Annotated in this window: 24 protein-coding genes; 9 read left to right on the plus strand and 15 right to left on the minus strand. The window is 72.0% G+C overall.

The features are described 5' to 3' along the window. Positions 1-18: 18 nt before the first annotated feature. Positions 19-717, plus strand: a complete 699-nt coding sequence (locus tag H5965_RS07240; RefSeq protein ID WP_310968576.1) for a creatininase family protein — start codon at positions 19-21, stop codon at positions 715-717. Here H5965_RS07240 and ribA read toward each other — a convergent pair. The 6 genes from ribA to H5965_RS07270 are packed head-to-tail and all read right to left on the minus strand — an operon-like array spanning position 706 to position 5,652. Beyond that, the gene (gene ribA / locus H5965_RS07245; protein WP_310968577.1) at positions 706-1,359 is read right to left on the minus strand and encodes a GTP cyclohydrolase II; all 654 of its coding nucleotides are present in this window, start codon (positions 1,357-1,359) and stop codon (positions 706-708) included. The genes H5965_RS07240 and ribA overlap by 12 nt on opposite strands. Continuing rightward, the gene (locus H5965_RS07250; protein WP_310968578.1) at positions 1,356-2,375 is read right to left on the minus strand and encodes a lysylphosphatidylglycerol synthase transmembrane domain-containing protein; all 1,020 of its coding nucleotides are present in this window, start codon (positions 2,373-2,375) and stop codon (positions 1,356-1,358) included. The genes ribA and H5965_RS07250 overlap by 4 nt, the downstream gene beginning before the upstream one ends. Further along, a complete protein-coding gene (locus tag H5965_RS07255; RefSeq protein ID WP_310968579.1) occupies positions 2,372-3,199 on the minus strand; it encodes a class I SAM-dependent methyltransferase in 828 nt (275 codons plus the stop codon). The genes H5965_RS07250 and H5965_RS07255 overlap by 4 nt, the downstream gene beginning before the upstream one ends. Next, complete coding sequence (locus tag H5965_RS07260) at positions 3,196-4,263, minus strand: glycosyltransferase family 4 protein (protein ID WP_310968580.1); 1,068 nt, start codon at positions 4,261-4,263, stop codon at positions 3,196-3,198. The genes H5965_RS07255 and H5965_RS07260 overlap by 4 nt, the downstream gene beginning before the upstream one ends. Beyond that, complete coding sequence (locus tag H5965_RS07265; RefSeq protein ID WP_310968581.1) at positions 4,260-4,658, minus strand: 6-carboxytetrahydropterin synthase; 399 nt, start codon at positions 4,656-4,658, stop codon at positions 4,260-4,262. Before H5965_RS07265 ends, H5965_RS07260 begins: the two co-directional genes overlap by 4 nt. Before the next feature lie 31 nt (positions 4,659-4,689). Then, a complete protein-coding gene (locus tag H5965_RS07270; RefSeq protein ID WP_310968582.1) occupies positions 4,690-5,652 on the minus strand; it encodes a zinc-binding alcohol dehydrogenase in 963 nt (320 codons plus the stop codon). A gap of 67 nt (positions 5,653-5,719) precedes the next feature. Here H5965_RS07270 and H5965_RS07275 point away from each other — a divergent pair, with 67 nt between their 5' ends. After that, on the plus strand, positions 5,720-6,475 hold the full coding sequence (locus tag H5965_RS07275) for a CDP-alcohol phosphatidyltransferase family protein (protein ID WP_310968583.1): 756 nt from the start codon (positions 5,720-5,722) through the stop codon (positions 6,473-6,475). Between the two features lie 74 nt (positions 6,476-6,549). On the opposite strand, the gene H5965_RS07280 is transcribed toward H5965_RS07275, so the two are convergent. Genes H5965_RS07280 through H5965_RS07290 form a run of 3 tightly spaced genes read right to left on the minus strand, consistent with a single transcriptional unit; the run spans position 6,550 to position 9,266 of the window. After that, complete coding sequence (locus tag H5965_RS07280; protein ID WP_310968584.1) at positions 6,550-7,515, minus strand: ATP-dependent DNA ligase; 966 nt, start codon at positions 7,513-7,515, stop codon at positions 6,550-6,552. A gap of 31 nt (positions 7,516-7,546) precedes the next feature. Then, on the minus strand, positions 7,547-8,350 hold the full coding sequence (locus tag H5965_RS07285; protein ID WP_310968585.1) for an oxygenase MpaB family protein: 804 nt from the start codon (positions 8,348-8,350) through the stop codon (positions 7,547-7,549). Between the two features lie 31 nt (positions 8,351-8,381). Further along, a complete protein-coding gene (locus H5965_RS07290; protein WP_310968586.1) occupies positions 8,382-9,266 on the minus strand; it encodes a LysR substrate-binding domain-containing protein in 885 nt (294 codons plus the stop codon). A gap of 70 nt (positions 9,267-9,336) precedes the next feature. Between H5965_RS07290 and H5965_RS07295 the strand changes: the two genes are divergently transcribed. Next, positions 9,337-10,629 carry an FAD-binding oxidoreductase gene (locus H5965_RS07295; protein WP_310968587.1) on the plus strand — a complete coding sequence of 431 codons (1,293 nt, stop codon included), beginning with the start codon at positions 9,337-9,339 and terminating at the stop codon, positions 10,627-10,629. A 79-nt stretch (positions 10,630-10,708) separates the two neighbouring features. Further along, the gene (locus tag H5965_RS07300) at positions 10,709-11,875 is read left to right on the plus strand and encodes an acyltransferase (protein ID WP_310969653.1); all 1,167 of its coding nucleotides are present in this window, start codon (positions 10,709-10,711) and stop codon (positions 11,873-11,875) included. Here the strand turns inward: H5965_RS07300 and H5965_RS07305 are convergent. After that, entirely contained in the window at positions 11,872-12,294 is a 423-nt protein-coding gene (locus tag H5965_RS07305; protein ID WP_310968588.1) for a nitroreductase family deazaflavin-dependent oxidoreductase, read from the minus strand. The two genes, H5965_RS07300 and H5965_RS07305, sit on opposite strands and share 4 nt — an antisense overlap. A gap of 99 nt (positions 12,295-12,393) precedes the next feature. On the opposite strand from H5965_RS07305, the gene H5965_RS07310 reads away from it, so the two are divergent. After that, the gene (locus tag H5965_RS07310; RefSeq protein WP_310968589.1) at positions 12,394-12,858 is read left to right on the plus strand and encodes a MarR family winged helix-turn-helix transcriptional regulator; all 465 of its coding nucleotides are present in this window, start codon (positions 12,394-12,396) and stop codon (positions 12,856-12,858) included. 164 nt (positions 12,859-13,022) lie between these two features. On the opposite strand, the gene H5965_RS07315 is transcribed toward H5965_RS07310, so the two are convergent. The 3 genes from H5965_RS07315 to H5965_RS07325 all read right to left on the minus strand — a co-directional run bounded on the left by H5965_RS07315 (position 13,023) and on the right by H5965_RS07325 (position 14,899). Continuing rightward, on the minus strand, positions 13,023-13,382 hold the full coding sequence (locus H5965_RS07315; protein WP_310968590.1) for a PLDc N-terminal domain-containing protein: 360 nt from the start codon (positions 13,380-13,382) through the stop codon (positions 13,023-13,025). Positions 13,383-13,440: 58 nt separating this feature from the next. Next, positions 13,441-14,100 carry a hypothetical protein gene (locus H5965_RS07320; RefSeq protein WP_310969654.1) on the minus strand — a complete coding sequence of 220 codons (660 nt, stop codon included), beginning with the start codon at positions 14,098-14,100 and terminating at the stop codon, positions 13,441-13,443. Positions 14,101-14,221: 121 nt separating this feature from the next. Further along, on the minus strand, positions 14,222-14,899 hold the full coding sequence (locus tag H5965_RS07325; protein WP_310968591.1) for a GNAT family protein: 678 nt from the start codon (positions 14,897-14,899) through the stop codon (positions 14,222-14,224). A gap of 52 nt (positions 14,900-14,951) precedes the next feature. On the opposite strand from H5965_RS07325, the gene H5965_RS07330 reads away from it, so the two are divergent. Both H5965_RS07330 and H5965_RS07335 read left to right on the plus strand, forming a co-directional pair. Continuing rightward, entirely contained in the window at positions 14,952-15,794 is an 843-nt protein-coding gene (locus H5965_RS07330) for a PaaX family transcriptional regulator C-terminal domain-containing protein (protein ID WP_310968592.1), read from the plus strand. 88 nt (positions 15,795-15,882) lie between these two features. Then, a complete protein-coding gene (locus H5965_RS07335) occupies positions 15,883-16,260 on the plus strand; it encodes a hypothetical protein (RefSeq protein ID WP_310968593.1) in 378 nt (125 codons plus the stop codon). A gap of 42 nt (positions 16,261-16,302) precedes the next feature. Here the strand turns inward: H5965_RS07335 and H5965_RS07340 are convergent, their stop codons facing one another. Beyond that, complete coding sequence (locus H5965_RS07340) at positions 16,303-16,698, minus strand: RidA family protein (RefSeq protein WP_310968594.1); 396 nt, start codon at positions 16,696-16,698, stop codon at positions 16,303-16,305. A 67-nt stretch (positions 16,699-16,765) separates the two neighbouring features. Here H5965_RS07340 and H5965_RS07345 point away from each other — a divergent pair, with 67 nt between their 5' ends. Beyond that, the gene (locus H5965_RS07345) at positions 16,766-19,108 is read left to right on the plus strand and encodes a bifunctional salicylyl-CoA 5-hydroxylase/oxidoreductase (RefSeq protein WP_310968595.1); all 2,343 of its coding nucleotides are present in this window, start codon (positions 16,766-16,768) and stop codon (positions 19,106-19,108) included. Next, the gene (locus H5965_RS07350; RefSeq protein ID WP_310968596.1) at positions 19,105-20,265 is read left to right on the plus strand and encodes an acyl-CoA dehydrogenase family protein; all 1,161 of its coding nucleotides are present in this window, start codon (positions 19,105-19,107) and stop codon (positions 20,263-20,265) included. The genes H5965_RS07345 and H5965_RS07350 overlap by 4 nt, the downstream gene beginning before the upstream one ends. On the opposite strand, the gene H5965_RS07355 is transcribed toward H5965_RS07350, so the two are convergent. Then, positions 20,216-20,836 carry a DUF2306 domain-containing protein gene (locus H5965_RS07355; protein WP_310968597.1) on the minus strand — a complete coding sequence of 207 codons (621 nt, stop codon included), beginning with the start codon at positions 20,834-20,836 and terminating at the stop codon, positions 20,216-20,218. The two genes, H5965_RS07350 and H5965_RS07355, sit on opposite strands and share 50 nt — an antisense overlap. Between the last annotated feature and the right edge of the window lie 70 nt (positions 20,837-20,906).

Here is a 20,906-nt window from a genome sequence, read left to right on the forward strand (position 1 = left end):
TAGTGAAGGGCCGCGGAGATGACCGATCTGTTCCCGCTCGCCACCACCGCCGACGAGCAGGAGCGGCGGGCGTCGGTCGCGGTGCTGCCGATCGGCAGCTTCGAGCAGCACGGCGCCCACCTGCCCCTCGCGACCGACACGGTGATCGCGGCCACCCTGGCCGGCGCGGTCGCCGCCGCGTACCCCGTCCTCCACCTGCCGCCGATCACGATCTCGTGCTCGCACGAGCACGCGGGGTGGGCGGGCACGGTGAGCGTTTCGGCGCGCACGCTGCACGCGGTGGTCACCGATGTCGCCGCGTCGCTGAAGGCGTCCGGGGTGGAGCGGCTCGTGCTGGTCAACGGGCACGGCGGCAACTACGTACTGTCCAATGTGGTCCAGGAAGCGGCGGGCGCGATGGCGCTCTTCCCCGGCGTGGCGGACTGGCAGGCGGCACACACCGCGGCCGGCCTGCGGACGTCGCTGGACGACGACATGCACGCGGGCGAGCTGGAGACGTCGATCCTGCTGCACGCCCACCCGCACCTGGTCCGGCCCGGACACGAAACGGCCGACCACGTCACCGACCGGGAGCACCTTCTGACGCTGGGCCTGCGGGCGTACACGGAGTCGGGAGTGGTCGGCCGTCCTTCGCTGGCGACCGCGGCGAAGGGGCACGTCGTTCTGGACACGCTGGTGCAGCGCTTCGCCAACGTCCTCGAGGTGTTAGGCGCCTGAGAAGGCCTGGTCCAGGTGCGGCAGCAGGTGGGCCATGCGCTCGGCCTTCGTGCGCAGGTAACGCAGGTTCTCCGGATTCGGCGGAACCAGCAGCGGGACCTGCTCGCTGATCCGGATTCCGTAGCGGGTCAGCTGTTCGACCTTCTTCGGGTTGTTCGACAGCAGCCGCACCGAGCGGATGCCGAGGTCGGTCAGGATGCCCGCCGCCGCGTGGTAGTCGCGGGCGTCGACCGGCAAGCCCTGCGCCACGTTCGCGTCGACCGTGTCGAGGCCTTCGTCCTGCTGCAGCCGCATCGCTTCGAGCTTCGCGAGCAGGCCGATCCCGCGGCCTTCGTGGCCCTGGACGTAGACGAGCACGCCCGAGCCTTCCTCGACGATCCGGTCCAGCGCCGCTGCCAGCTGGTCTCCGCACTCGCAGTGCGTCGAGCCGAAGACGTCGCCGGTCAGGCACTCGCTGTGCACCCGGGTCAACGCTCCGAGCGGGGAGACGTCGCCGTAGACCAGCGCGACCTGCTCGGTGCCGGTGCGGTCGAGGTAGCCGACCGCGCGAAACGTCCCGTGCCGGGTCGGCAGCCGGGTCTCGACGACTCGTTCGACCACGGCCCGGCGCGGCAGATCCCCGACGACCTCACTTGCGGTCATGACTGTAACCCCACTTCCGATTCGATCCCGGTGCCGGCCGCGACGCGCGGAGCGGGCACGGCACCGGTGTGCGGAGCGCGGGTCACGCGGAACCCGGCGACACTCCGGACGAGCAGGACACCGGCGCCGGGCAGGCTCGCGACCAGCGTGAGCACGCCGTAGACGACAGCGACAGTGACACCTTGGGCGGCCCCCAGACCGGCCGCGCCGAAGAGCAGGGCGCAGACGCCCTCGCGCGGGCCGAAGCCGCCGACGTTGAGGGGCAGGCCCATCGCGAGCAGCGCGAGGACCATCAGGGGCACGAGCTGCCACACCGGCGCGGCCACCCCGGCGACGCGGGCGGCGACGACGAACAGCGCCAGGTGCCCGGCCAGGGTCGCGACCGACAGGAAGCCCACGCTGGGCCAGGTCTCGCGGGTCAGCAGGCCGAGGCGGACGTCGGCGAGGGTGACGGCGAAACCGCGGCGCCACTTCGACGGGCTGTGGATCCAGCGCCCGCCCAGCAGGCGGCCCACGACCAGCGCGGCGACGGCGGCCAGCACGACGACCACCCCGGCCACCACGACGACCTCGCGGAACGCCGCGGGCACGACCGACGGCGACGCGAGCACCACAGTGACCGCGGAGGCGATCAGGACGACCTGCCCCGCGGTGCGTTCCAGGACGACGGCCCGCACGCCGCGCGGCACGTCCCCGCTGTCGCGGCCGTGCCGCACCGCGCGGTGGACGTCGCCGAGGACGCCGGCGGGCAGTACGCCGTTGAGGAACAGCGCGCGGTAGTAATCGCCGACCGCGGTGCGCAGCGAAAGCCGCAGGCCGAGCCGGGTGGCGACGATCTGCCAGCGGCCCGCGCTGAACACCGTCGTCGCGAAGCCGATGGCGAGGGCGGCCAGCACGCCGGGCGCGCTGATCCGGCCGAGCCCGTCGAGGAACGCGGCGCTGCCGAGCTGCCAGACGAGGACGGCGAGGATGCCGACGGCACCGAGGATCCGCAGCCAGGCCAGTGCGCGCTTCACGCCGCCACCTCCAGGCTCGGCGGCAGGACCAGCAGGTCGCCGTGGTGGATGACCGCGTGCAGCTCGCCGGCCGCCGCCATCTCGAGCCGCCGCTGCAGGTAGACGTCGGCGACCGGGCGCAGCTCGGGCAGCTGCTCGACGGCGGCGCCGACCCAGCCCTCGAGCCACTGCCGCTGCAGTTCCGCCTGGTCCGGGCCGAGCCGCCAGGCGCTGTCCGCGCGGACGACGGTGGCGCCGAGCCTGCCGAACGCGGTCGCGGCTACGTCCACGGCGTTCGGGCCGAGCAGCCGGCGGCCGTCTTCGGTGACCCGCCGCTGGTGGGCGTTGAACGCGGCGGCGAGCGCGGGGTCGAGCGGGTCGGCGGGCGACAGCTCCACCTTGCCGGTGACCGACAGCATCAGCAGCGCCGCGCAGCCCGCTTCGACGACCGCCGTGGCCAGCGCGGTGATCTCGTCGCGGGTCAGCAAGTCGAGCAGGGCGGACGCGGTGACCAGCGACGTCCCGGCGAGGTCGGCGGCCCGCAGCGCGGTGATGTCGCGCTGCTCGGCGACGACGTCGACCGGGCTGCCGTCGAGCGCGGTGCCCGGGAGGCTCGCCTGCGCGTGGGTGAGCAGCTCGGTGTCGTGGTCGTGCAGGATCCAGTGCTGGGTGCCGGGCAGCCGGGCGGCCAGCCAGCGGCCGAGCGAGCCGGTGCCGCAGCCCAGGTCGCGGACGACGAAGTCCTCCGGCAGGAAGTCGCGGAGAGGGTCGACGAGTTCGGTGGCGCGGGCCGCGGCGTCGGCGGGTTCGCGCAGGTAGAGCCAGTCCGGCTCGAACGCGCTCATGCCGCCGCCTCCTGCCGGAGGAGGATGTCGGCGATCCGGCGGGCGGTGTCGTCCCAGCCGGTCAGGGTCTCGCGGCGCAGCTTCGCCGACGCCCGCAGCTGGGCGCGCAGCGCCGGTTCGGTGAGCCAGCGGCGCAGGGCGGTGCCCAGCGCTTCGACGTCGTCGCCGGGGACGAGCATCCCGGGGACCGAGCCGTCCGGCGCGACGCCGACCGTGTCGGGCAGCGCGTCGACGTCGGTGGTCAGCACCGGCACCCCGCGGGCGAGGGCCTCGGTGACAACCATGCCGAAGGTCTCGGCGCGCGAAGGCAGCACGAGCAGGTCGGCGGTGTGGTAGGTCGCCTCGAGCGCCCGGCCGGTGCGCGGGCCGGTGAGGGTGAAGCGGGCGCCGAGCCGGTGCTCGCGCAGCCGCTCGACGTACTTGGTCTCGCGGCGGATCCCGCCGACGCATTCGCACGTCCAGCGCAGGTCGGCGACGGTCTCGAGGGCCTGGGCGAGCACGCCCTGGCCCTTGCGCGGGGTCACGTTGGCCACGCAGACCAGCCGGGAGACGCCGTCGGTGCCGACGGCGAGCGGCGCCGGGTCGACGCCCGGCGTCACCGAGTGCACGCGGTGCGGGGCGAGGCCGTGGTGGTCGATCAGCCGGCGTGCGGCCCACTCGCTGGTCGCGACGACCGAGCCGACCGCCCGCAGCGTCTCGCGCTCCAGCGCGTCGAGCTCGGCGGCGAGCGCGGGCGGCAGGCCGGTCTCGTCGGCCAGCGGCAGGTGCACCAGCACCGACACCGACAGCCGCCGCGCCGCCGGGACGACGACCTCGGGCACGCCGCAGGCGACCAGGCCGTCGAGCAGCACGGCCGAGCCGGTGGGCAGCGCGGCGAGCAGGTGGCCGAGGACCGCGCGGGCCTCGGTGTCCGGCCGCGGCCAGCTGCCGGCGACGGCGATCTCGTGCACGTCGAAGCCCGCGGCGGCGAGCCGGTCGCACATCCGCCGGTCGTAGGTGTTGCCGCCACTGGGGACGGACGAGTCGTCGACGTCCCCGGGGAGGACCACGTACAGGCTGTTCACAGTGCACGCTCGTAACTCGCCCACGCGACGTGCGACTCGTGGAGCGAGACGGTGATCCCTTCGAGGCCGCGCGCGCCTTCGCCGAGGCGTCCGGCGTGGACGGCGTCGGCCAGGCGGTCGGCGATGACCTTCGCGAGGAACTCGGTCGAGGTGTTGATGCCCTTGAACTCCGGCTCGTCGTCGAGGTTGCGGTAGTTCAGGTCGCTCAGCACCGCCTTGAGCTCTTCCGTGGCCTTGCCGATGTCGACGACGATGTTGTCCTCGTCGAGCTCGGTGCGGCGGAAAGTCGCATCCACCAGGAAAGTCGCGCCGTGCAGGCGTTGCGCGGGACCGAAGACTTCCCCGCGGAAGCTGTGGGCGACCATCACGTGGTCACGGACGGTGATGCTGAACACCAAGACCTCCGATGCGTTCGGGTGGACGTGGTCACTGCGGCTGATACATGACACGGAGGCACAGGGCGGAAAGTTCATTTGCCGCCAACCGGGGTAACACGGAAGGGAGATCTTCAAACATGCACTCCGCGCTGACCAGCGCTTCGAACGCCGGATCGGCCAGGAGTTCGAGGGCGACGCCGAGGCGCTCGGCGTAGTCGCGGTCCGGCCGCGCGACCGTCCCGACCTGGCTGCTGCGGATCACCAGGCGTCGCGAGTGGAAGTTCTCCCCGAGCGGGACGCTGATCCGGCGGTCGCCGTACCAGGACAGCTCGACGACTTCCCCTTCCGGCGCGAGCAGTTCCAGGGCTTTGGCCAGGCCCGCCTCGGACGCGCTGGCGTGCACGACGAGATCGCAGTCGCCCAGTGCTTCTTCGGGAGTAGAAAAGTCGACGCCGAGCGCGGCGGCGATGTCCGCTTTGGCCGGATCGACGTCGACCAGCTGCACTCGCGCCGCCGGAAAGCCACTGAGGAGTTTGGCGACGCTCGCGCCGACCATCCCGGCCCCGATGACGGCGATCCGGTCGCCGAGCCGCGGGCGCGCGTCCCACACGGCGTTCACCGCCGTCTCGACCGTGCCGGCGAGGATCGCGCGGCCGGGCGGGACGTTTTCGGGCACCGGCGTCACCGCGCTCGCCGGGACGACGTACGCGGTCTGGTGCGGGTAGAGGCAGAACACGGTCTTGCCCCGGAGGTGCTCCGGGCCGCGTTCGACGACGCCGACGTTGAGGTAGCCGTACTTGACCGGACCCGGGAACTCGCCCTCCTGGAAGGGGGCGCGCATGACGTCGTGCTGGCTCGCCGGGACACCGCCGCGGAAGACGAGGGTTTCGGTGCCGCGGCTGACGCCGGAGCACAGCGTGCGGACGAGCACGTCGTCCGGTCCGGGGTCGGGCAGCCGCTCCTCGCGCAGCTGTCCCGCGCCGGGACTTTGAACCCAGAAAGCCTGTTCCACGTGTTTCTCCTCAGCGGGCGACCGGAGGCTGGTGTCGCCACCCTATGAGCAATTCGCGGAGTCGACGATGATCAAACAGGACCTTCTCCTGCGTGCGGTGATCCCGGCGCCGGTGCTCGCCGCGGGGGTCTTCGCGGGCGGTTCCGCCCCGCTGGCCTGGGCGACCGGAGTCGTCTACGGCCTCGCGCTGGTGCTGCTGACCGAGTGGGGGCTGCGCCGCAGCGGCCGCGCCGCCTTCGGGCCGGCGGACTGGATCACCTTCGCCCGCGCGATCCTCGTCGGCTGCGCCGCGCAGCTGATCGCCTCGGGTGACTTTTCCCTCGGCTGGCTGGTCGGCCTGGTCGGCGTCGCGCTGCTCCTGGACGGCCTCGACGGCCAGGTGGCCCGCCGCACGGGAACGGCGTCGGAGTTCGGCGCGCGCTTCGACATGGAGGTCGACGCGTTCTTGATCCTGCTGCTCTGCATCCAGGTGTCCCGCACGTTCGGGCTGTGGGTGCTGGCGATCGGCCTGATGCGGTACGTGTTCGTCGCGGCCTCCTGGGCGATGCCGTGGCTGACCTCGCCGCTGTACCCGAGCATGGCCCGCAAGACGGTGGCCGCGGTGCAGGGCGTGGTCCTGGTGGTCGCGGTCTCGGGGCTGTTGCCGGTTGTCCTGACGTTCGCCGCGGTGGCGGTCGCGCTGGCTTCACTGGCGTGGTCGTTCGGCCGGGACGTCGTCTGGCTGGCCCGCCACCGCGTCGAGCAGCCGCCGGCCCGCATCGTGACGTTCACCCGGGCGACCCTGCGCCGCCCCCTGGGCTACGGCCACAACCAGGCCGCCTGATCCCGCGCCCCGATGCCGCGAATGACTCATTCGGGACGTCGGAGGTCCCGTATGAGTCATTCGCAGCGTTCGGCTCAGCCTGGTTCGCTCGCCTCACGGGCCGCCCGGGCCCGCCGCTTGCCCTCGTGCATCGCCACCACCCGGGCGATCGGGATCGTGTGCCCCTCCTCGACCAGGTCCGCGGGCAGCACGAACGGCTCCGGCATCTCCTCCGTCCACGGGTCACCGTCGTCCAGCAGGGCCGGGACCGTGTGCACCGTGAAGTCGCCCGGTTCGACGTCGTCGACGTCGGCCCAGCGGACCGGGTACGACACCGGGGCGCCCGGGCGGTGGCGCGGGCTGTACACCGAAACGACCGTTGCGCCACCGGCGCGCGTGGAGTCCAGGAACACCTTGCCCTCCCGGCGCTCGACCACGAACTCCGTCGTGCCCAGGGCCGGGTCGATCCGCTCGGCGCGGGCCGCCACCGCGCGGGTCGCCGCCGCGATGTCCTCCGTCGACTGTCCGGGCGCGAGCGGCACGAAGACGTGGACGCCCTTCGAACCGCTGGTCTTCACCGCGCCGTCGAGACCGTCCTTGCGCAACGCCTCCCGCACCAGCTTGGCCGCCCCCACGGCCAGCGAGAACGGCGCGTCCGCGGGCGGGTCGAGGTCGAGGATCAGGTGCGTCGGCCCGCTCGCGGGCTCGCCGCGGAACAGCGTCGTGTGGTACTCGATCGCGCGCTGGTTGCCGAACCACAGCAGCGTGCGCAGGTCGTTGCAGAGCGCGTAGGTGACTTCGCGCCGCGAGCGGTCGGCCCACAGCGCCCGGCGCTCCACCCACTCCGGCGTGTACTTCGGCAGGTTCTTCTGCATGAACGGCTCCTGGCCGCGCAGCACCCGCACCACGCTCAGCAGCCGGTCGTGCAGCTCCGGCAGCATCCGGCCGGACACCGCCTCGAGGTAGTCGAGCAGCTCCCGCTTGGTGACCCCCGCGTCCGGGAAGACCTCCTGGTCGAGACTGCTCAGCTTGACGCCGTGGCGCACCTCATCACCGCTCATGGGCCCACCCTCGCGTCCCCGCGGGAGGTGGTCAACTCCCCACGAGCGGGCGCCCGGTCCGCAGCCGCCACCGCAGATCCACCAGGCAGAGGTTGAACGGGAACCGCCGCAGCGGCCCGGGCAGCACGCGGACCACCCGGCCGAGCGCGGCGAGGAGCGCGTCGAACCGGCGCTGGTCGGCGGCGGTCCAGGGCAGCCGCATCTCGTCGCGGAAGCGCTGCGGGAGGAACCCCGTGGTCACGAACCGGTGGAACCGCCGTCCCGGCACGGCGAACACCGGCGGCAGGAACTCCAGGTCGACGATCCGGGTCAGGTAGCGGCGCACGGTGTCGTCGACGCCGATCGCGGCCAGCCCGCCGGCCCAGTACTCCTCGAAGGCCGCCCGGTCGCCGGGCCACATTTCCGGTCGCACCTGCAGCGTGGTCCCGAGCGCGGCGGCCTCGGCGTAGAACCGCTCCGGCTCGCGGCCGACGAACGCCAGGTAGACGTCCTCGAAGCCCTTGTACAGGCAGGCCGCGACCCACAGCTGGAGGTCGGTGTCGAAGGCGTCGTACGCGACCGGGCTCGACGCGGTCGAGTGCACCTGAGCGTGCGCCCGGTTGACGCCCTGCCGGTACGCCGCGCGCTCCGCGTCGGTGCCCATCGTCGCCACCGCCAGGTAGGTCAGCGTGGTGCGCGTCCGCTTGACCGGGTGGCGGAAGAGGTTGCCGCTGTCGACCCGGCTTTCCAGAACGCCGTGGCCGACGGGCGCGCGGGACAGCTGCATGATCACGTTCGCGCTGCCGGCCAGCAGCCCGGCGCCGATCACGGCGTCGCGAAGGGCGGTCTCGGTCACCACCTGAGGGAACGCCCCTGTTGACGACCTGTCAAGAGTGCTGAGCCGCCCGGGCGAACGCGATCAACGCCCGCGCGGCGGGACTCAGCGGCCCTTCCGTCCGCCACGCCAGCGCGAGCATGCCCCGCAGCCCCGGCCCGCGGAGCCCGACGACCTGCAGCTCCGCCTGGTGGTACCGAGCCAGCGACGCCGGCACGATCGCCACCCCCAGCCCCCGCGTCGCCAGCTGCACCAGGAAGTTCGGATCGGCTGCCTCGAACGCGATCCGCGGCGTCAGCCCCGCCCGGGCGAAGGCCGCGTCCAACGCCGTGCGCAGGCCCGTCCCCCTGGGCAGCGCCATCAGCGGCAGGCCGTCGAGGTCGGGGATCGCCACCTCGTCCCGCCCGGCGAGCGGACCGGACGGCGCGGCGACGGCCAGGAACGGCTCTTCGAGCAGCACCTGCGTCGCGATGCCGGGCGGCGGAGCCGTCGAGATGCCGACGACGGCGAGGTCGAGCCGTCCCTCGCGCAGCGCCGCCAGCATCGTGTCGGAGTCGGCCTCCGAGAGCGTGATCTCGACCGCCGGGTACCGCTCGTGGAAGCCGGCCAGCAGGTCGGGCAGCCCGACCGGGCCCACCGACGTCACCATGCCGATCGCGACCTGCCCGCGGACCAGCCCGGCGAGCTCCTCGACGGCTTCGCGCACCCCCTGCACCGCCGCGAGCGCGGCCCGGGCGTGCGGGAGGGCCGCGGCGCCGACGTCGGTGAGCCGGACCGTCCGGCCGGAGCGGTCCAGCAGTTCCTGTCCCAGCTCTCGCTCCAGGCGTTTGACCTGCGCACTCACCCCGGGTTGAGCCACGTGCAGGCGCTCGGCCGCGCGGGTGAAGTTGCCTTCCTCCGCGACGGCGACGAAGTAGGCGAGCTGGTGCAGTTCCATAAGCAATGATTCTAGTCAGCAGAAAAATCAGATCTTGGACTTCTGATCGGGCTCGCCCGAAGCTGGAGGCATGAACCTCCTCCAGCCCGGCCAGGACGGGTACACCGAAGAAGTCGCCGGATTCCAGACGGCGGTGCCCACGTCACCCGCGGCCGTCGTCGCCGCCGAAAGCGCCGAAGACGTCGTCGCCGCGGTGCGCTACGCCGCCGAGCACCGGCTGCCCGTCGCGGTCCAGGCCACCGGGCACGGCCTGACGGCGGGCACCGACGGCGTCCTGATCAGCACCCGCCGGATGACCGGCGTCGAGATCGACGCCGCGGCCCGGACCGCCCGTGTCGAGGCGGGTGTCCGGTGGGAGGCGGTCATCGAGGCCGCCGGCGCGCACGGCCTGGCGCCGCTCAGTGGCTCGTCCCCGGACGTCGGCGTCGTCGGTTACACGCTCAGCGGCGGCTTCGGGCTGATGGCCCGCCGGTACGGCCGGGCCGCCGACCACGTCCGCGCCCTCGACGTCGTGACCGCCGACGGCGAGCTCCGGCACGTCGAGCCGGGCTCGGACCTGTTCTGGGCCCTGCGCGGTGGCCGCGACGGCTTCGGCGTCGTGACGGCGATCGAGTTCGCCCTCCTGCCGGTCGCCGAGCTCTACGGCGGCAGCCTCACCTTCGACAGCGCCGACGTGCCGGCCGTGCTGCGGGCCTGGCGGACGTGGTCGGCGGCCGCGCCGGACACGCTGACGACGTCACTGGCCATGATCCAGTACCCCGACCTGCCGATGGTGCCCGCGCCGGTGCGCGGCCGGCACGTCGCCCAGGTCCGGATCGCCTACCTCGGCGAGGACGGCGACGACGTCGTCGCGCCGCTGCGGGCCGTCGCACCCGCGCTGGCGGACACGCTGCGACGGCTGCCGTTCACCGAGTCGGGGTCGATCGCGGCCGAGCCGCGGCAGCCGCACGGCTACCACGGCACCAACGCGACCGTCTCCCAGCTGAACGACGCCATGCTCGACGCGATCGTCGAGCACGCGGGCCCGGGCGCGGCCGCGCCGCCGGTGCTGATCATCGACCGGCTCGGCGGCGCGCTCGCCCGCACCCCGGAGGTGCCGGGCGTGGGCTGGGACTCGTCGGCCGAGTTCGTCGTCCGGGCGTTGACGGTGGTCGGCGACGACGGCGTCGCGGCGGCCCGGCGCGTGCACGCGAAGTTGTTCGACGCGCTGGCGCCGTGGACGACCGGCCGGCTCCTGCCGTTCGTCTACGGCGAGCACGCGCCGGAGGAGGTGGCGGAGAGCGTCTTTTCCGGCGCCGACCTGCGGCGGCTGCGGGAGCTGAAGCGCCGGTACGACGCCGGGAACGTCTTCCGGGCCGGGTGAGGCGGGCAAAGGGCCGGGGATCGCGGGCCATATACTCGGCCGGCCTGATCACACCGATAGGGGAACCGTCTTGCGCACGATGAGTCACGAGGACTACCTCGGCATGCGGCGGTTCCCCGGGCTCGACGGCCTGCGCGCGCTCGCCGCGACGATGGTCATCTTCTTCCACTTCGGCGGGCCGAACTGGACGTGGCTGTCGGGCTGGGTCGGCGTCTACCTCTTCTTCGTGCTGTCCGGGTTCCTGATCACCACGCTGCTGCTGCGCGAGCAGGACCGCAACGGCCGGATCTCGCTGTCGAACTTCTACATCCGGCGCGTGTTCCGGATCCTGCCGCCGTACCTGGTGATCCTCGGCGGGATCGTGGCGTTCGTGATCCTGCGCGGCGAGTTCTACTCGCGCGACTTCCCGCAGGCGCTGAAGTACTACCTGACGTTCCTCAACGAGTTCCTGCCGGCGGCCACCACCGGCACGGACAACTTCTTCAGCGGCTCGTGGACGCTGGGGATCGAGGAGAAGTTCTACCTGGTCTGGCCGTTCCTGCTGGTCGCGATCGGGATCGGCGCGGCGAAGCGCAAGTTCCTCCTGGTCGGCACGGCGATGATCGCGCTGCTGGCGCTGGTCCCGGTGACCACCGGCGGCTTCGTGCTGAACGAATCGCAGACGGCGATCTACCGCTCGACGATCCACTACTTCATCCTGGCGGGCGGCTGCCTGCTGGCGATCCTGCTGCACTACCGCCGCGGGTACGCGCTGCTGAAGCCGCTGACGCACCCGCTGGCGGCGATCCCGATCGTCGCGGCGTTCGCGCTGCTGCACACGAACTTCGACGACCTGTGGCACGAGACCCGCAACAACCTGTGGCTGCTGGTGGCGTACGCGGGGCTGACGATGCTCCTGCTGATCGTCCTGGTGAGCCCGGGCCCGCTGCGCTGGCTGCTGAGCACGGCCCCGATGCGGTTCGTCGGTGAGCGCTCGTACTCGCTGTACCTGCTGCAGGGGCCGGTGCACTTCGCGGTGGTCCAGGCGGTGCCGGGGCTCGCGCCGCACCGGACGGTCTCGGCGCTGACGGTGTTCATCGTCGGGCTGGCGATCGCGGACCTGATCCACCGCTGGGTCGAGAAGCCCCTGATCGACGTCGGCAAGCGCCTGATCACCCGCAAGGACACCCGGCGCGCGGAACGGCAGGAGGCGGACCGCCCTGCCGCGACGCGCGCCGAGCCCGAGCCCGCGCCGATCGGTTCCTAGCGCTCCAGGACCACGATCGGGATGACCCGGGTGGTCTTCGTCTCGTACTCCGCGAAGCCCTCCGCGTGCGCGACCATGCCCGCGTACAGGCGGTCGCGCTCGGCGCGGTCGGCGATCACGGTGGCCGTCGCCTCGAACTTCTCGGTGCCGACCTCCACCGTGACCTTCGGGTTGGCGACCAGGTTGTGGTACCAAGCCGGGTTCTTCGGCGCGCCGCCCATCGACGCGGCGACGACGTAGCGGTCGCCGTCCTTCGTGTAGACGAGCGGCGACAGGCGCTCCGCCCCGCTCTTCGCGCCGGTGGTGGTGAGCAAGAGCACGTTCTTGCCCTCGAAGTAGTTGCCGACCTTGCCTCCGTTGGCCCGGAATTCCTCGACGACCTGCTTGTTGAAGTCGTTCATCTCGGCTGGCGTGGTCATGGGGTCCCCTTGTTTCTGGCCGGTACGCTCAAGCGGGCGCGAGGTACGCTCGGGCGAAGAGTTTGTTTTGCAAGCAAAAGTACCGACGGGAGGTGAGCGGTGTCAACGGAGACCGGACCGAGTGTCGAGGACGGCGTGCGGCAGCTCCTGCTGCTCATGCCCCGCCTGGTCGGCCGCGCGAAGCGCACCCCGGTACCGGCCGAGCTGGACGGCTGCGCGCTGGCGCCGCGGCACCTTTCGCTGCTGTCGTACCTGCTCTTCGACGGCCCGATGACGGTCACCGAACTCGCCACCCGCCTCCAGGTGGCCCCGACGACGGCCAGCCTGATGGTCGGCGACCTCAGCCGCCAGGGCGTCCTGAACCGCGACGAGGACCCGGCCGACCGCCGCCGCACGATCGTCAGCATCACCGAGGACAAGCGCCCGGCCGTCGACGCCTGGCTAGCCCGCGGCGCCAAGGCCTGGAGCGACGCCCTGACCCCGCTCACCCCGGCCGAGCGCCGCCTGGTCATCACGACACTGGAAGCCTACGAACGCGGCACCTGCGACGGCCCCACCTGCTGACCCCGTGTCGTCCGCCTGAGTACGCGTGTCGTCCATTCACGTACGCGTGTCGTCCATCCAGGTACGCAAGTTCGCCGTTTCGGTCCGGCCGTATCCATCCATTCCGACCGGACGACACGCGTACCCAGATGGACGACACGCGTACCTGGGCGGACGACACGGCGTTATTCGTCGCCGCGCTTTTCGCGGGCCAGCTTGCGCTGGGCCTCCGCGCGTTCCCGGCACTTGCGGAGGAATTCCTCGTCGTCTTCCGGGCTCGTTGCCGCGAAGCGGCCCGGGCGGTCGTATTCCGGGAACGCCGGCGCCTGGCGCTCGTACGGGCCGCGCGCCCGCGTCTCCTGCTGCGGGCGGCCCGCCACCAGCCAGATGATCGAGCCGACCAGCGGCACCACCAGCACGAGCAGCAGCCACAGCCCCTTCGGCAGGTTGCGGCAGGATCCCTCGTCGGTGGTGATCACGTCGACCAGGCAGAAGATCCACAACCCGAACGTGACGACGCCGAGCAAGCCGTTGAAGTACAGCAATTCCCCGCCTTCCCCCAAAGAATGAACGCGGTAAGTCTTAGCAGAAGGCCCGGGCGGTTCAGCCGCGGGTCACCCACAGCCGAACGGGCATCCGGAGATTCGGCGAAGAAATCCAGGAGACTTCCGCTTCTGTCAGGCGGAAACCACGCAACGCCCCGAGAACGCCGGCCGCGAGAGCGTGCGCTTGCCGCGATCCCGGGCACGCGCGCGGCCCCGCCCCGAACGGCGTCCCGGCGAGGGACACTGTCACGTCGGTGCCGTCGACCCGGCGGCGTGTGGCGAGCACCGGTTGTTCGGCCGGTTTTCCGGTCAGGGCCGCGAAAAGCTCGTTGCCGATGAGGCCCGCCGTGGCGTCGCAGGCCTGGACGAGCAGGCCGATCCGCGCCGCCGCGAGTTCCGTCGGTCCGCCGCACACCTCGATCAGCCGCGCCAGCGCCGCTTCCGCGTCCGCGCCCGGCGTCACGTGCGGGTGGTAAGCCGCCGCGACTCCGGCGACGTCGGCCGAGACGTCCGGCAGGCCCAGCGCTTCGGCGAGCACCCCCACCGGCACCGGCCGCGCGATCCGCGCCATCACGTCGACGACGTCGACGCCGGCCACGATCGCCGAAGTACGCGAGAAAGCGTTATCCTGCAACAGTTCCACATCAAGAGTACCCAGCAGATCCACGGCGAGCGCCCGCCGCCGGACGTGGTCGGCGCCGTTGCTGAAGCGGGCCACGGACGCCCGCAACCACGCAACGCTCCCCGGAGCAACGTCGACGGGCACGGGCGGAACCGGAGCGGAAAGCGAAGTCATACCGCGAAGTTAGCCGCGGAAAACGTCGGCGAGCGCCGAAGTTTCACAGCACCGGAGCAGCCGGGAACCACGTCGCCTGCGGCCCACCGCACCGCGTCGGGCGCGGGACGTCGTGCTGGAACCACCACGCCTCGGTGACGCGGCCGTCCGGCAGCCGGTACGTCGGCGGGCCGCCCACCCGGCCGAGCCCGGCCGCCTGCAGCGACCGCGCGCTGGCGACGTTGCCGACCTCCGCGCCGGCCCGCACCCGCGCCAGGCCGAGGTGGTCGTGCGCCAGCGTCAGCCCGGCCGCGAAGAGCACGCGCCCGAACCCGCGGCCGCGGTACGCCGGCGCGAGGTAGCCGCCGGTCTCCGGGCCGCCGTCCTCGCCGGTGTGCACGCTCACCAGGCCGACGCAGCGGTTGGCCTCGACGTCGATCATCACCAGGTCGACGGACTGCGGATCGGGGGACGCCCAGTCCGGCCCGGTGCCGGGCACGACCCGCAGCGCGTCCGCCCGCGCCGGCTCGGCGACGATCGAGTCGCGCTGCCAGCCGAGCCACCGCTGCGCGGCCGGATCACTGCCCCCGGCCACGGCGGCGGCGTACTCCCACGCGGTCGGCGTGCGGAAGAGGAAGCGCCCGCCGCGCAGCACGTGGCCCTGCCGGTCGCAGGTCCGCTTGGTCATCAGGCGGCCCCGGCGGGTGAGCCGGTCGAAGATCCCCTTGGTGGCTGGCAGCATCGCGGCGAAATCGTAGCGGAGCGATCCGGCCGGGAGTTGCTATCGTGGCGCGATGACGGCCGTACCCGAGGCAACCGAACTGGACGGCTCCGGCCGGTCCGCCCAGCCTCGCCAGCTCATCGTGACGGTGTACGGCCTCTACTCGCGCACCGAAGGCGGCTGGCTCTCGGTCGCGTCGCTGATCGACCTGCTGGCCGCGGTCGGCGTCGACGAGCCCGCGGTGCGCTCGTCGATCTCCCGGCTGAAGCGGCGCGGGATCCTCGAAGCGGTCCGCCGCGACGCGACGGCGGGTTACGAGCTGTCCGACGAAGCCCGCGAGATCCTGCGCGAGGGCGACGAGCGGATCTTCCGCCGCGGCCGCGCGACCCCGGCCGACGGCTGGCTGCTCGCGGTGTTCTCGGTGCCCGAGACCGAACGCCACAAGCGTCACCTCCTGCGCACCCAGCTGGCCCGGATGGGCTTCGGCACGGCGGCCTCCGGCGTCTGGATCGCCCCGGCCCACCTGCACGCGGCGACCGAGGAAGCGCTCACCCGGCTCGGCCTGGCCGGGTACGCCGACCTGTTCCGCGCCGACCACCTGGCGTTCGGCGACGTCGCGGCGAAGGTCCGCGACTGGTGGGACCTCGAACGGCTGGACGAGCTGTACACGACCTTCCTCGACGAGCACGGGCCGGCGCTGCGCCGCAAGTCCGTGACCGAGGAGCAGGCGTTCGCCGACTACGTCCGCGTGCTGACCGGCTGGCGGCGGATGCCCTACCTCGACCCGGGCCTGCCCGCGGAGTTCCTGCCGGCCGGGTGGTCCGGGATCCGCGCGGCCGAGCTGTTCTTCCAGCTGCACGCGCAACTGGAGACGCCGGCCCGCGCGTACGTCGCGAAGGCGATCAACCTCGGCTGACCCGGCCTCGATCGGCGGCCATCGGCAGTCTTGGAGTGCGCCACGCAGGGAAGTGAAATGGCGAATTCCCGGACTCGCGGAGGCGTCGATGCTGCCCATCAGCCACCAGCAGGTGCAGCAAACCCTCCGGACGGTCTGCGAAGTCATCCACGCTGCCGCGAGGTTTACCCGGCCGACGGTCACCCCACTGCAAGACGGCTCGCCCGCAGTCAGTCTCTGGATCAATGCCCAGGTGAATGCTGTGGTCACGACCGACGGCCACTACTGGTACCTCCATGAGATCACCAACGACAGCTCGACGGGCGAGCAACACTACCGCGGACCGATCAAGCTGGCCGAAAAGCAGATTTCGCCACAGCAGGCGGGGACGGCCGCCGTGTCTTACGTGATCGATTACCTCACCGCGGCCGTCCAGCAGACCAAGCAGGCTTTGGACTCGATCCTGGCCTGCATGGAAGCCGGCTGACCCGCGTCCCCGGGCCGCGCGTTCCCGATGCCGCGAAGGCGATCAACCTCGGCTGAGCACCGCGAAGCCCTGGACCTCGACCAGCGCCTCCTCGTCCCACAGCCGGGACACGCCGATGCCCGCCATCGCCGGGTACTCCGTGCCCGCGAGCCGCTTCCACACCCGGCCGATCTCGCGGGCGTGGGCGCGGTAGTCGGCCATGTCGACGATGTAGATCGTCACGCTGCACAGGTCCGCCGGGGAGCCGCCGGCCGCGCGCAGGGACGCCAGGAGGTTGCCGAGCGCGCGCTCGAACTGCTCGACCACGCCGTCGCCGACGATCTTGTTCGACGCGTCCAGTGCGGTCTGCCCGGCGAGGAAGACCACCCGGCCCTCGGCCACCACCGCGTGCGAGAACCCGGACGGCTTGCCCAGCTCCGGCGGGTTGATGCGTTCCATGCGGGACACGGTACGCCATCTTTCGCGTTATTGACGGTCGTAGTCACCGCGACATACCCTGGACGGCGTGCGAATCGCGGTCATCGGTGGCGGCCCGGCGGGTCTGTACTTCGCCGCGCTCGCGAAACAGCTCGGTCCCGGCCACGAAATCACCGTCTGGGAGCGCAACGCGCCGGACGACACCTTCGGCTTCGGCGTCGTGTTCTCCGACGAGACGCTCGGCGGGATCGAGCACGCCGACGCGGCGGTGCACGAGGCGATGAAGGCCGAATTCGCCCGCTGGGACGACATCGACGTCCACTACCGCGGCACGGTCACCACCTCGGGCGGCCACGGCTTCGCCGCGATGAGCCGCAAGCGCCTGCTCGGCATCCTGCAGAGCCGCTGCGGCGAACTCGGCGTCGGCCTGCACTTCCGGGAGGAAGCACCCACCGACCTCGACGGGTACGACCTCGTCATCGCGGCCGACGGCGTCAACTCGGCCGTGCGCGCGCGGTACGCCGAAACGTTCCGGCCGAGCGTCGAGACCCGCCGGTGCCGGTACATCTGGCTGGGCACGGACCTGGTGTTCGACGCCTTCAAGTTCTACGTCCTCGAAACGCCGGCCGGGATCATGCAGATCCACGGCTACCCGTACGGCCGCGACGGCAGCACGTTCATCCTCGAGGTGCAGGAAGACGTCTGGCAGCGGACGTTCGGGCCGATCGCGGGGACGTCGCTCAAGCCCGGCGAGAGCGACGAGAAGTCGATCGCGCTGATCCGCGAGCTGTGCGCCGACGTCCTCGACGGCCACCAGGTCATGGCGAACAACTCGAAGTGGGTCTCGTTCGGCACGGTCCGCTGCGAGACCTGGGTTCACGAGAACGTCGTCCTCCTCGGCGACGCCGCGCACACCGCGCACTTCTCGATCGGCTCGGGCACGAAGCTGGCGATGGAGGACGCCCTCGCGCTGGCCGCGTGCCTGCACGAAAACGACGGCGTCGCGGCGGCGCTGAAGGCCTACGAGCTGGAACGGCGCCCGGTCGTCACGTCGACGCAGCGTGCCGCGCAGGCCAGCCTGGAGTGGTTCGAGAACATCGCGCAGTACGCCCACCAGGAGCCGCCGCAGTTCGCGTTCAACATCCTCACGCGCAGCCGCCGCGTCACCTACGACAACCTCCGCCTGCGCGACCCCGGATTCGCCGCCGAGCTCGACCACTGGTTCGCGCGCAAGCTCGGGACGACGTCGCGGCCGCCGATGTTCCAGCCGTTCTCGCTGGGCGGCCTGGAACTGCCCAACCGGATCATCGTGTCCCCGATGGACATGTACTCCGCGGTGGACGGCGTGCCGGGCGACTTCCACCTGGTGCACCTGGGCAGCAAGGCCCTCGGTGGTGCCGGACTGGTGATGACCGAGATGGTCTGCGTCTCCCCCGAAGGCCGGATCACGCCCGGCTGCGGCGGACTGTACACAGCGGAACAGGAAGCCGCGTGGAAGCGGGTCGTCGACTTCGTCCACGCGCAGACACCGGCCCGCATCGGCGTCCAATTGGGACACTCGGGGCGCAAGGGCTCGACGAAACTCATGTGGGACGGCATCGACGAGCCGCTGCCGTCCGGCAACTGGGAGGTCTGCGCCCCTTCACCGCTGCCCTATTCGGACCGCAATCAAGTCCCGCGTGAACTGTCCACAACGGACCTCGCGGAGATCCGCGAGCAGTTCGTCGCCTGCGCTGAGGCCGCCGCTCGCGCCGGGTTCGACGTCCTCGAGCTGCACTGCGCACACGGCTACCTGCTGTCGTCGTTCCTCTCGCCGCTGACCAACCGCCGGAGTGACGAGTACGGCGGCTCGCTCGAGAACCGGCTGCGGTTCCCCCTGGAGGTCTTCGACGCGGTCCGCGCGGTGTGGCCCGCCGAGCGGCCGATGACGGTCCGGATCTCCGCGACCGACTGGTGTGAGGGCGGCATCGACGCCGACGACGCCGTCGAGATCGCGCGGGCGTTCGCCGCCCACGGCGCCGCAGGCATCGACGTTTCGACCGGCCAGGTCGTCAGCGAGGAGCGTCCGCAGTACGGCCGCAGCTACCAGACACCGTACGCCGACCGGATCCGCAACGAGATCGGCGAGGAGTACGGGATCGCGGTGATCGCGGTCGGCGCGATCTCGTCCTACGACGACGTCAACTCGCTGATCCTGGCCGGGCGCGCGGACCTGTGCGCCCTGGGCCGGACTCACCTCTACGATCCACAGTGGACGCTGCACGCGGCGGCCGAGCAGGAGTACCCGATGCCGTGGCCGAAGCCGTTCGCCGCGGGCAGCCGCAAGCCGCAGACGGGCCGCTCCGACGGGCCGGAGCCGCGCCTCGACCTCGTCCGGTCCGGTCCCACCGGCACCGCTCACGCCCGCTGGCGACCGGGAGCGTCCGCATGACTTTCACCCTGGATCCGGAGCAACGCGCCTTCGCCGAGGAAGTCCGGCGGGTGGCGGCCGAGCAGCTGCTCCCCCTCGCCGAGTCCGGAGTGGAGGGTGCGGTCAACCGTCCGCTCCTCAAGGCGATGGGGGCGCTCGGCCTGCTTGCCCGGCTCTTCCCCGGCGTCGCTTCGGGCACGCCGTCCAGGCAGGCGGCCGCGACGGACCTGTGCATCCTGCGCGAGCACCTCGCCACGGTCAGCACCGAGGCCGAGACCGCGCTGGCGTTGCAGGGCCTGGGAAGTTATCCGGTGCTCCAGTCCGGAAGGGACGAACAGGTCGCGAAGTGGCTCCCCGCGGTGGCGGCCGGCGACGCGGTGGCGGCGTTCGCGCTCACCGAACCGGACGCGGGCTCGGACGCGGCTGCGCTGTCCCTCGCGGCGGAGCCCGACGGCGACGGCTGGCGCCTGACCGGCGAAAAGATGTGGATCTCCAACGCCCCCGAAGCCGACTTCTACACGGTGTTCGCGCGTACGACACCGGGAGCGGGCGCACGCGGGGTGAGCGCGTTCGTCGTCCCCGCCGACCGGCCGGGCCTCGGCGGCGAGCACCTCGACCTGGTCAGCCCGCACCCGATCGGCACGGTGACGTTCGACGGCGTTTCGGTGCAGCGTGAGGAATTGCTCGGCGAAGAGAACCGCGGTTTCGCCGTGGCGATGCGGACCCTGGACCTGTTCCGCCCGAGCGTCGGCGCGTTCGCCGTCGGGATGGCGCAAGCCGCGCTGGACGCCACTGTGGACCACACCGGCGAGCGCGAAGCCTTCGGTGGCCCGCTGCTCAAGCAGCAGGCGGTGGCGCACACCCTCGCCGAGATGGCCACCCGCACCGAAGCCGCTCGGCTCCTGGTCTACGCGGCGGCGGGCGCGTACGACGCGGGCGAGCCGAACCTCGGCGGCCGCGCCGCGATGGCGAAGCTGTTCGCCACCGAGGCGGCCCAGTTCGTCGTCGACTCGGCGGTCCAGCTCCACGGCGCCCGCGCGCTGCGGCGCGGGCACCTGCTGGAGCACCTGTACCGGGAGGTCCGGGCGCCTCGGATCTACGAAGGCGCGTCGGAGATCCAGCGGACGATCATCGCGCGCTGGCTGGCTTCGGGTGCCGGTCGAGCCACCACTGGCTGAGCAGGAGCAGCGTCAGGATGCTCAGGGCGGCCGACACCGTGGCGGCGCTGAGGATCATCGTCTCCTTGTCGCCGCCCCGCGGCATGACGAGCAGGAAGCCGATCGGTGAGAGGACGCGGGTCATCAGCGTGTTCATGCACATGGCGAAGCTGCGGATCATCCACTTCCGGTGATCGGCGAACCGGCGCTGCCGCACGGCCCGCCACCCGGCCACGGTGAAGCCGAGCCAGAGCAGAGCGGCCACGACGTCGAGCGCGGCGACGACCGGCCCGAACGGGCTCACCGCACCGATCGTCGCCGCCATCACGGCGGAGGGAATGGCGCCGGCGAAGACGTAGACGCGCCCGATCCGCCGGTGCGCGATCGGGTGCTCCCGGCGCAACCAAGGCCAGATCTGCAGGATGACGCCGACGATGGCCACGCTTCCGAAAGCGATGTGCGCCACGAGGAACCAGTAGTGCGCGGCGAACCCGGCGGGCGCGGGAACGCGCGACCGCGCCGGGTCGAGCGTGAGGTAGGGCGGCACGGAGAAGGCGAGGAAGACGGCGACGACCAGGGCGAGCGGCGCCACCCAGGGCCGTCGCCACCACTTCGGCGGCGCACCGGCAGGTACGGGTCTGACATCGGTCCGGACGGTCATG

Source organism: Amycolatopsis sp. 505 (assembly GCF_031625235.1).
GTDB lineage: Bacteria > Actinomycetota > Actinomycetes > Mycobacteriales > Pseudonocardiaceae > Amycolatopsis.

Bases quoted from the DNA above. Each gene is read 5' to 3' on its own strand.
- H5965_RS07300 (WP_310969653.1), top strand. From the start codon at position 10,709: ATGAGTCACGAGGACTACCTCGGCATGCGGCGGTTCCCCGGGCTCGAC.
- H5965_RS07325 (WP_310968591.1), bottom strand. From the start codon at position 14,899: ATGCTGCCAGCCACCAAGGGGATCTTCGACCGGCTCACCCGCCGGGGC.
- H5965_RS07240 (WP_310968576.1), top strand. From the start codon at position 19: ATGACCGATCTGTTCCCGCTCGCCACCACCGCCGACGAGCAGGAGCGG.
- H5965_RS07350 (WP_310968596.1), top strand. From the start codon at position 19,105: ATGACTTTCACCCTGGATCCGGAGCAACGCGCCTTCGCCGAGGAAGTC.
- H5965_RS07275 (WP_310968583.1), top strand. From the start codon at position 5,720: ATGATCAAACAGGACCTTCTCCTGCGTGCGGTGATCCCGGCGCCGGTG.
- H5965_RS07280 (WP_310968584.1), bottom strand. From the start codon at position 7,515: ATGAGCGGTGATGAGGTGCGCCACGGCGTCAAGCTGAGCAGTCTCGAC.
- H5965_RS07295 (WP_310968587.1), top strand. From the start codon at position 9,337: ATGAACCTCCTCCAGCCCGGCCAGGACGGGTACACCGAAGAAGTCGCC.
- H5965_RS07330 (WP_310968592.1), top strand. From the start codon at position 14,952: ATGACGGCCGTACCCGAGGCAACCGAACTGGACGGCTCCGGCCGGTCC.
- H5965_RS07290 (WP_310968586.1), bottom strand. From the start codon at position 9,266: ATGGAACTGCACCAGCTCGCCTACTTCGTCGCCGTCGCGGAGGAAGGC.
- H5965_RS07305 (WP_310968588.1), bottom strand. From the start codon at position 12,294: ATGACCACGCCAGCCGAGATGAACGACTTCAACAAGCAGGTCGTCGAG.
- ribA (WP_310968577.1), bottom strand. From the start codon at position 1,359: ATGACCGCAAGTGAGGTCGTCGGGGATCTGCCGCGCCGGGCCGTGGTC.
- H5965_RS07335 (WP_310968593.1), top strand. From the start codon at position 15,883: ATGCTGCCCATCAGCCACCAGCAGGTGCAGCAAACCCTCCGGACGGTC.
- H5965_RS07340 (WP_310968594.1), bottom strand. From the start codon at position 16,698: ATGGAACGCATCAACCCGCCGGAGCTGGGCAAGCCGTCCGGGTTCTCG.
- H5965_RS07255 (WP_310968579.1), bottom strand. From the start codon at position 3,199: ATGAGCGCGTTCGAGCCGGACTGGCTCTACCTGCGCGAACCCGCCGAC.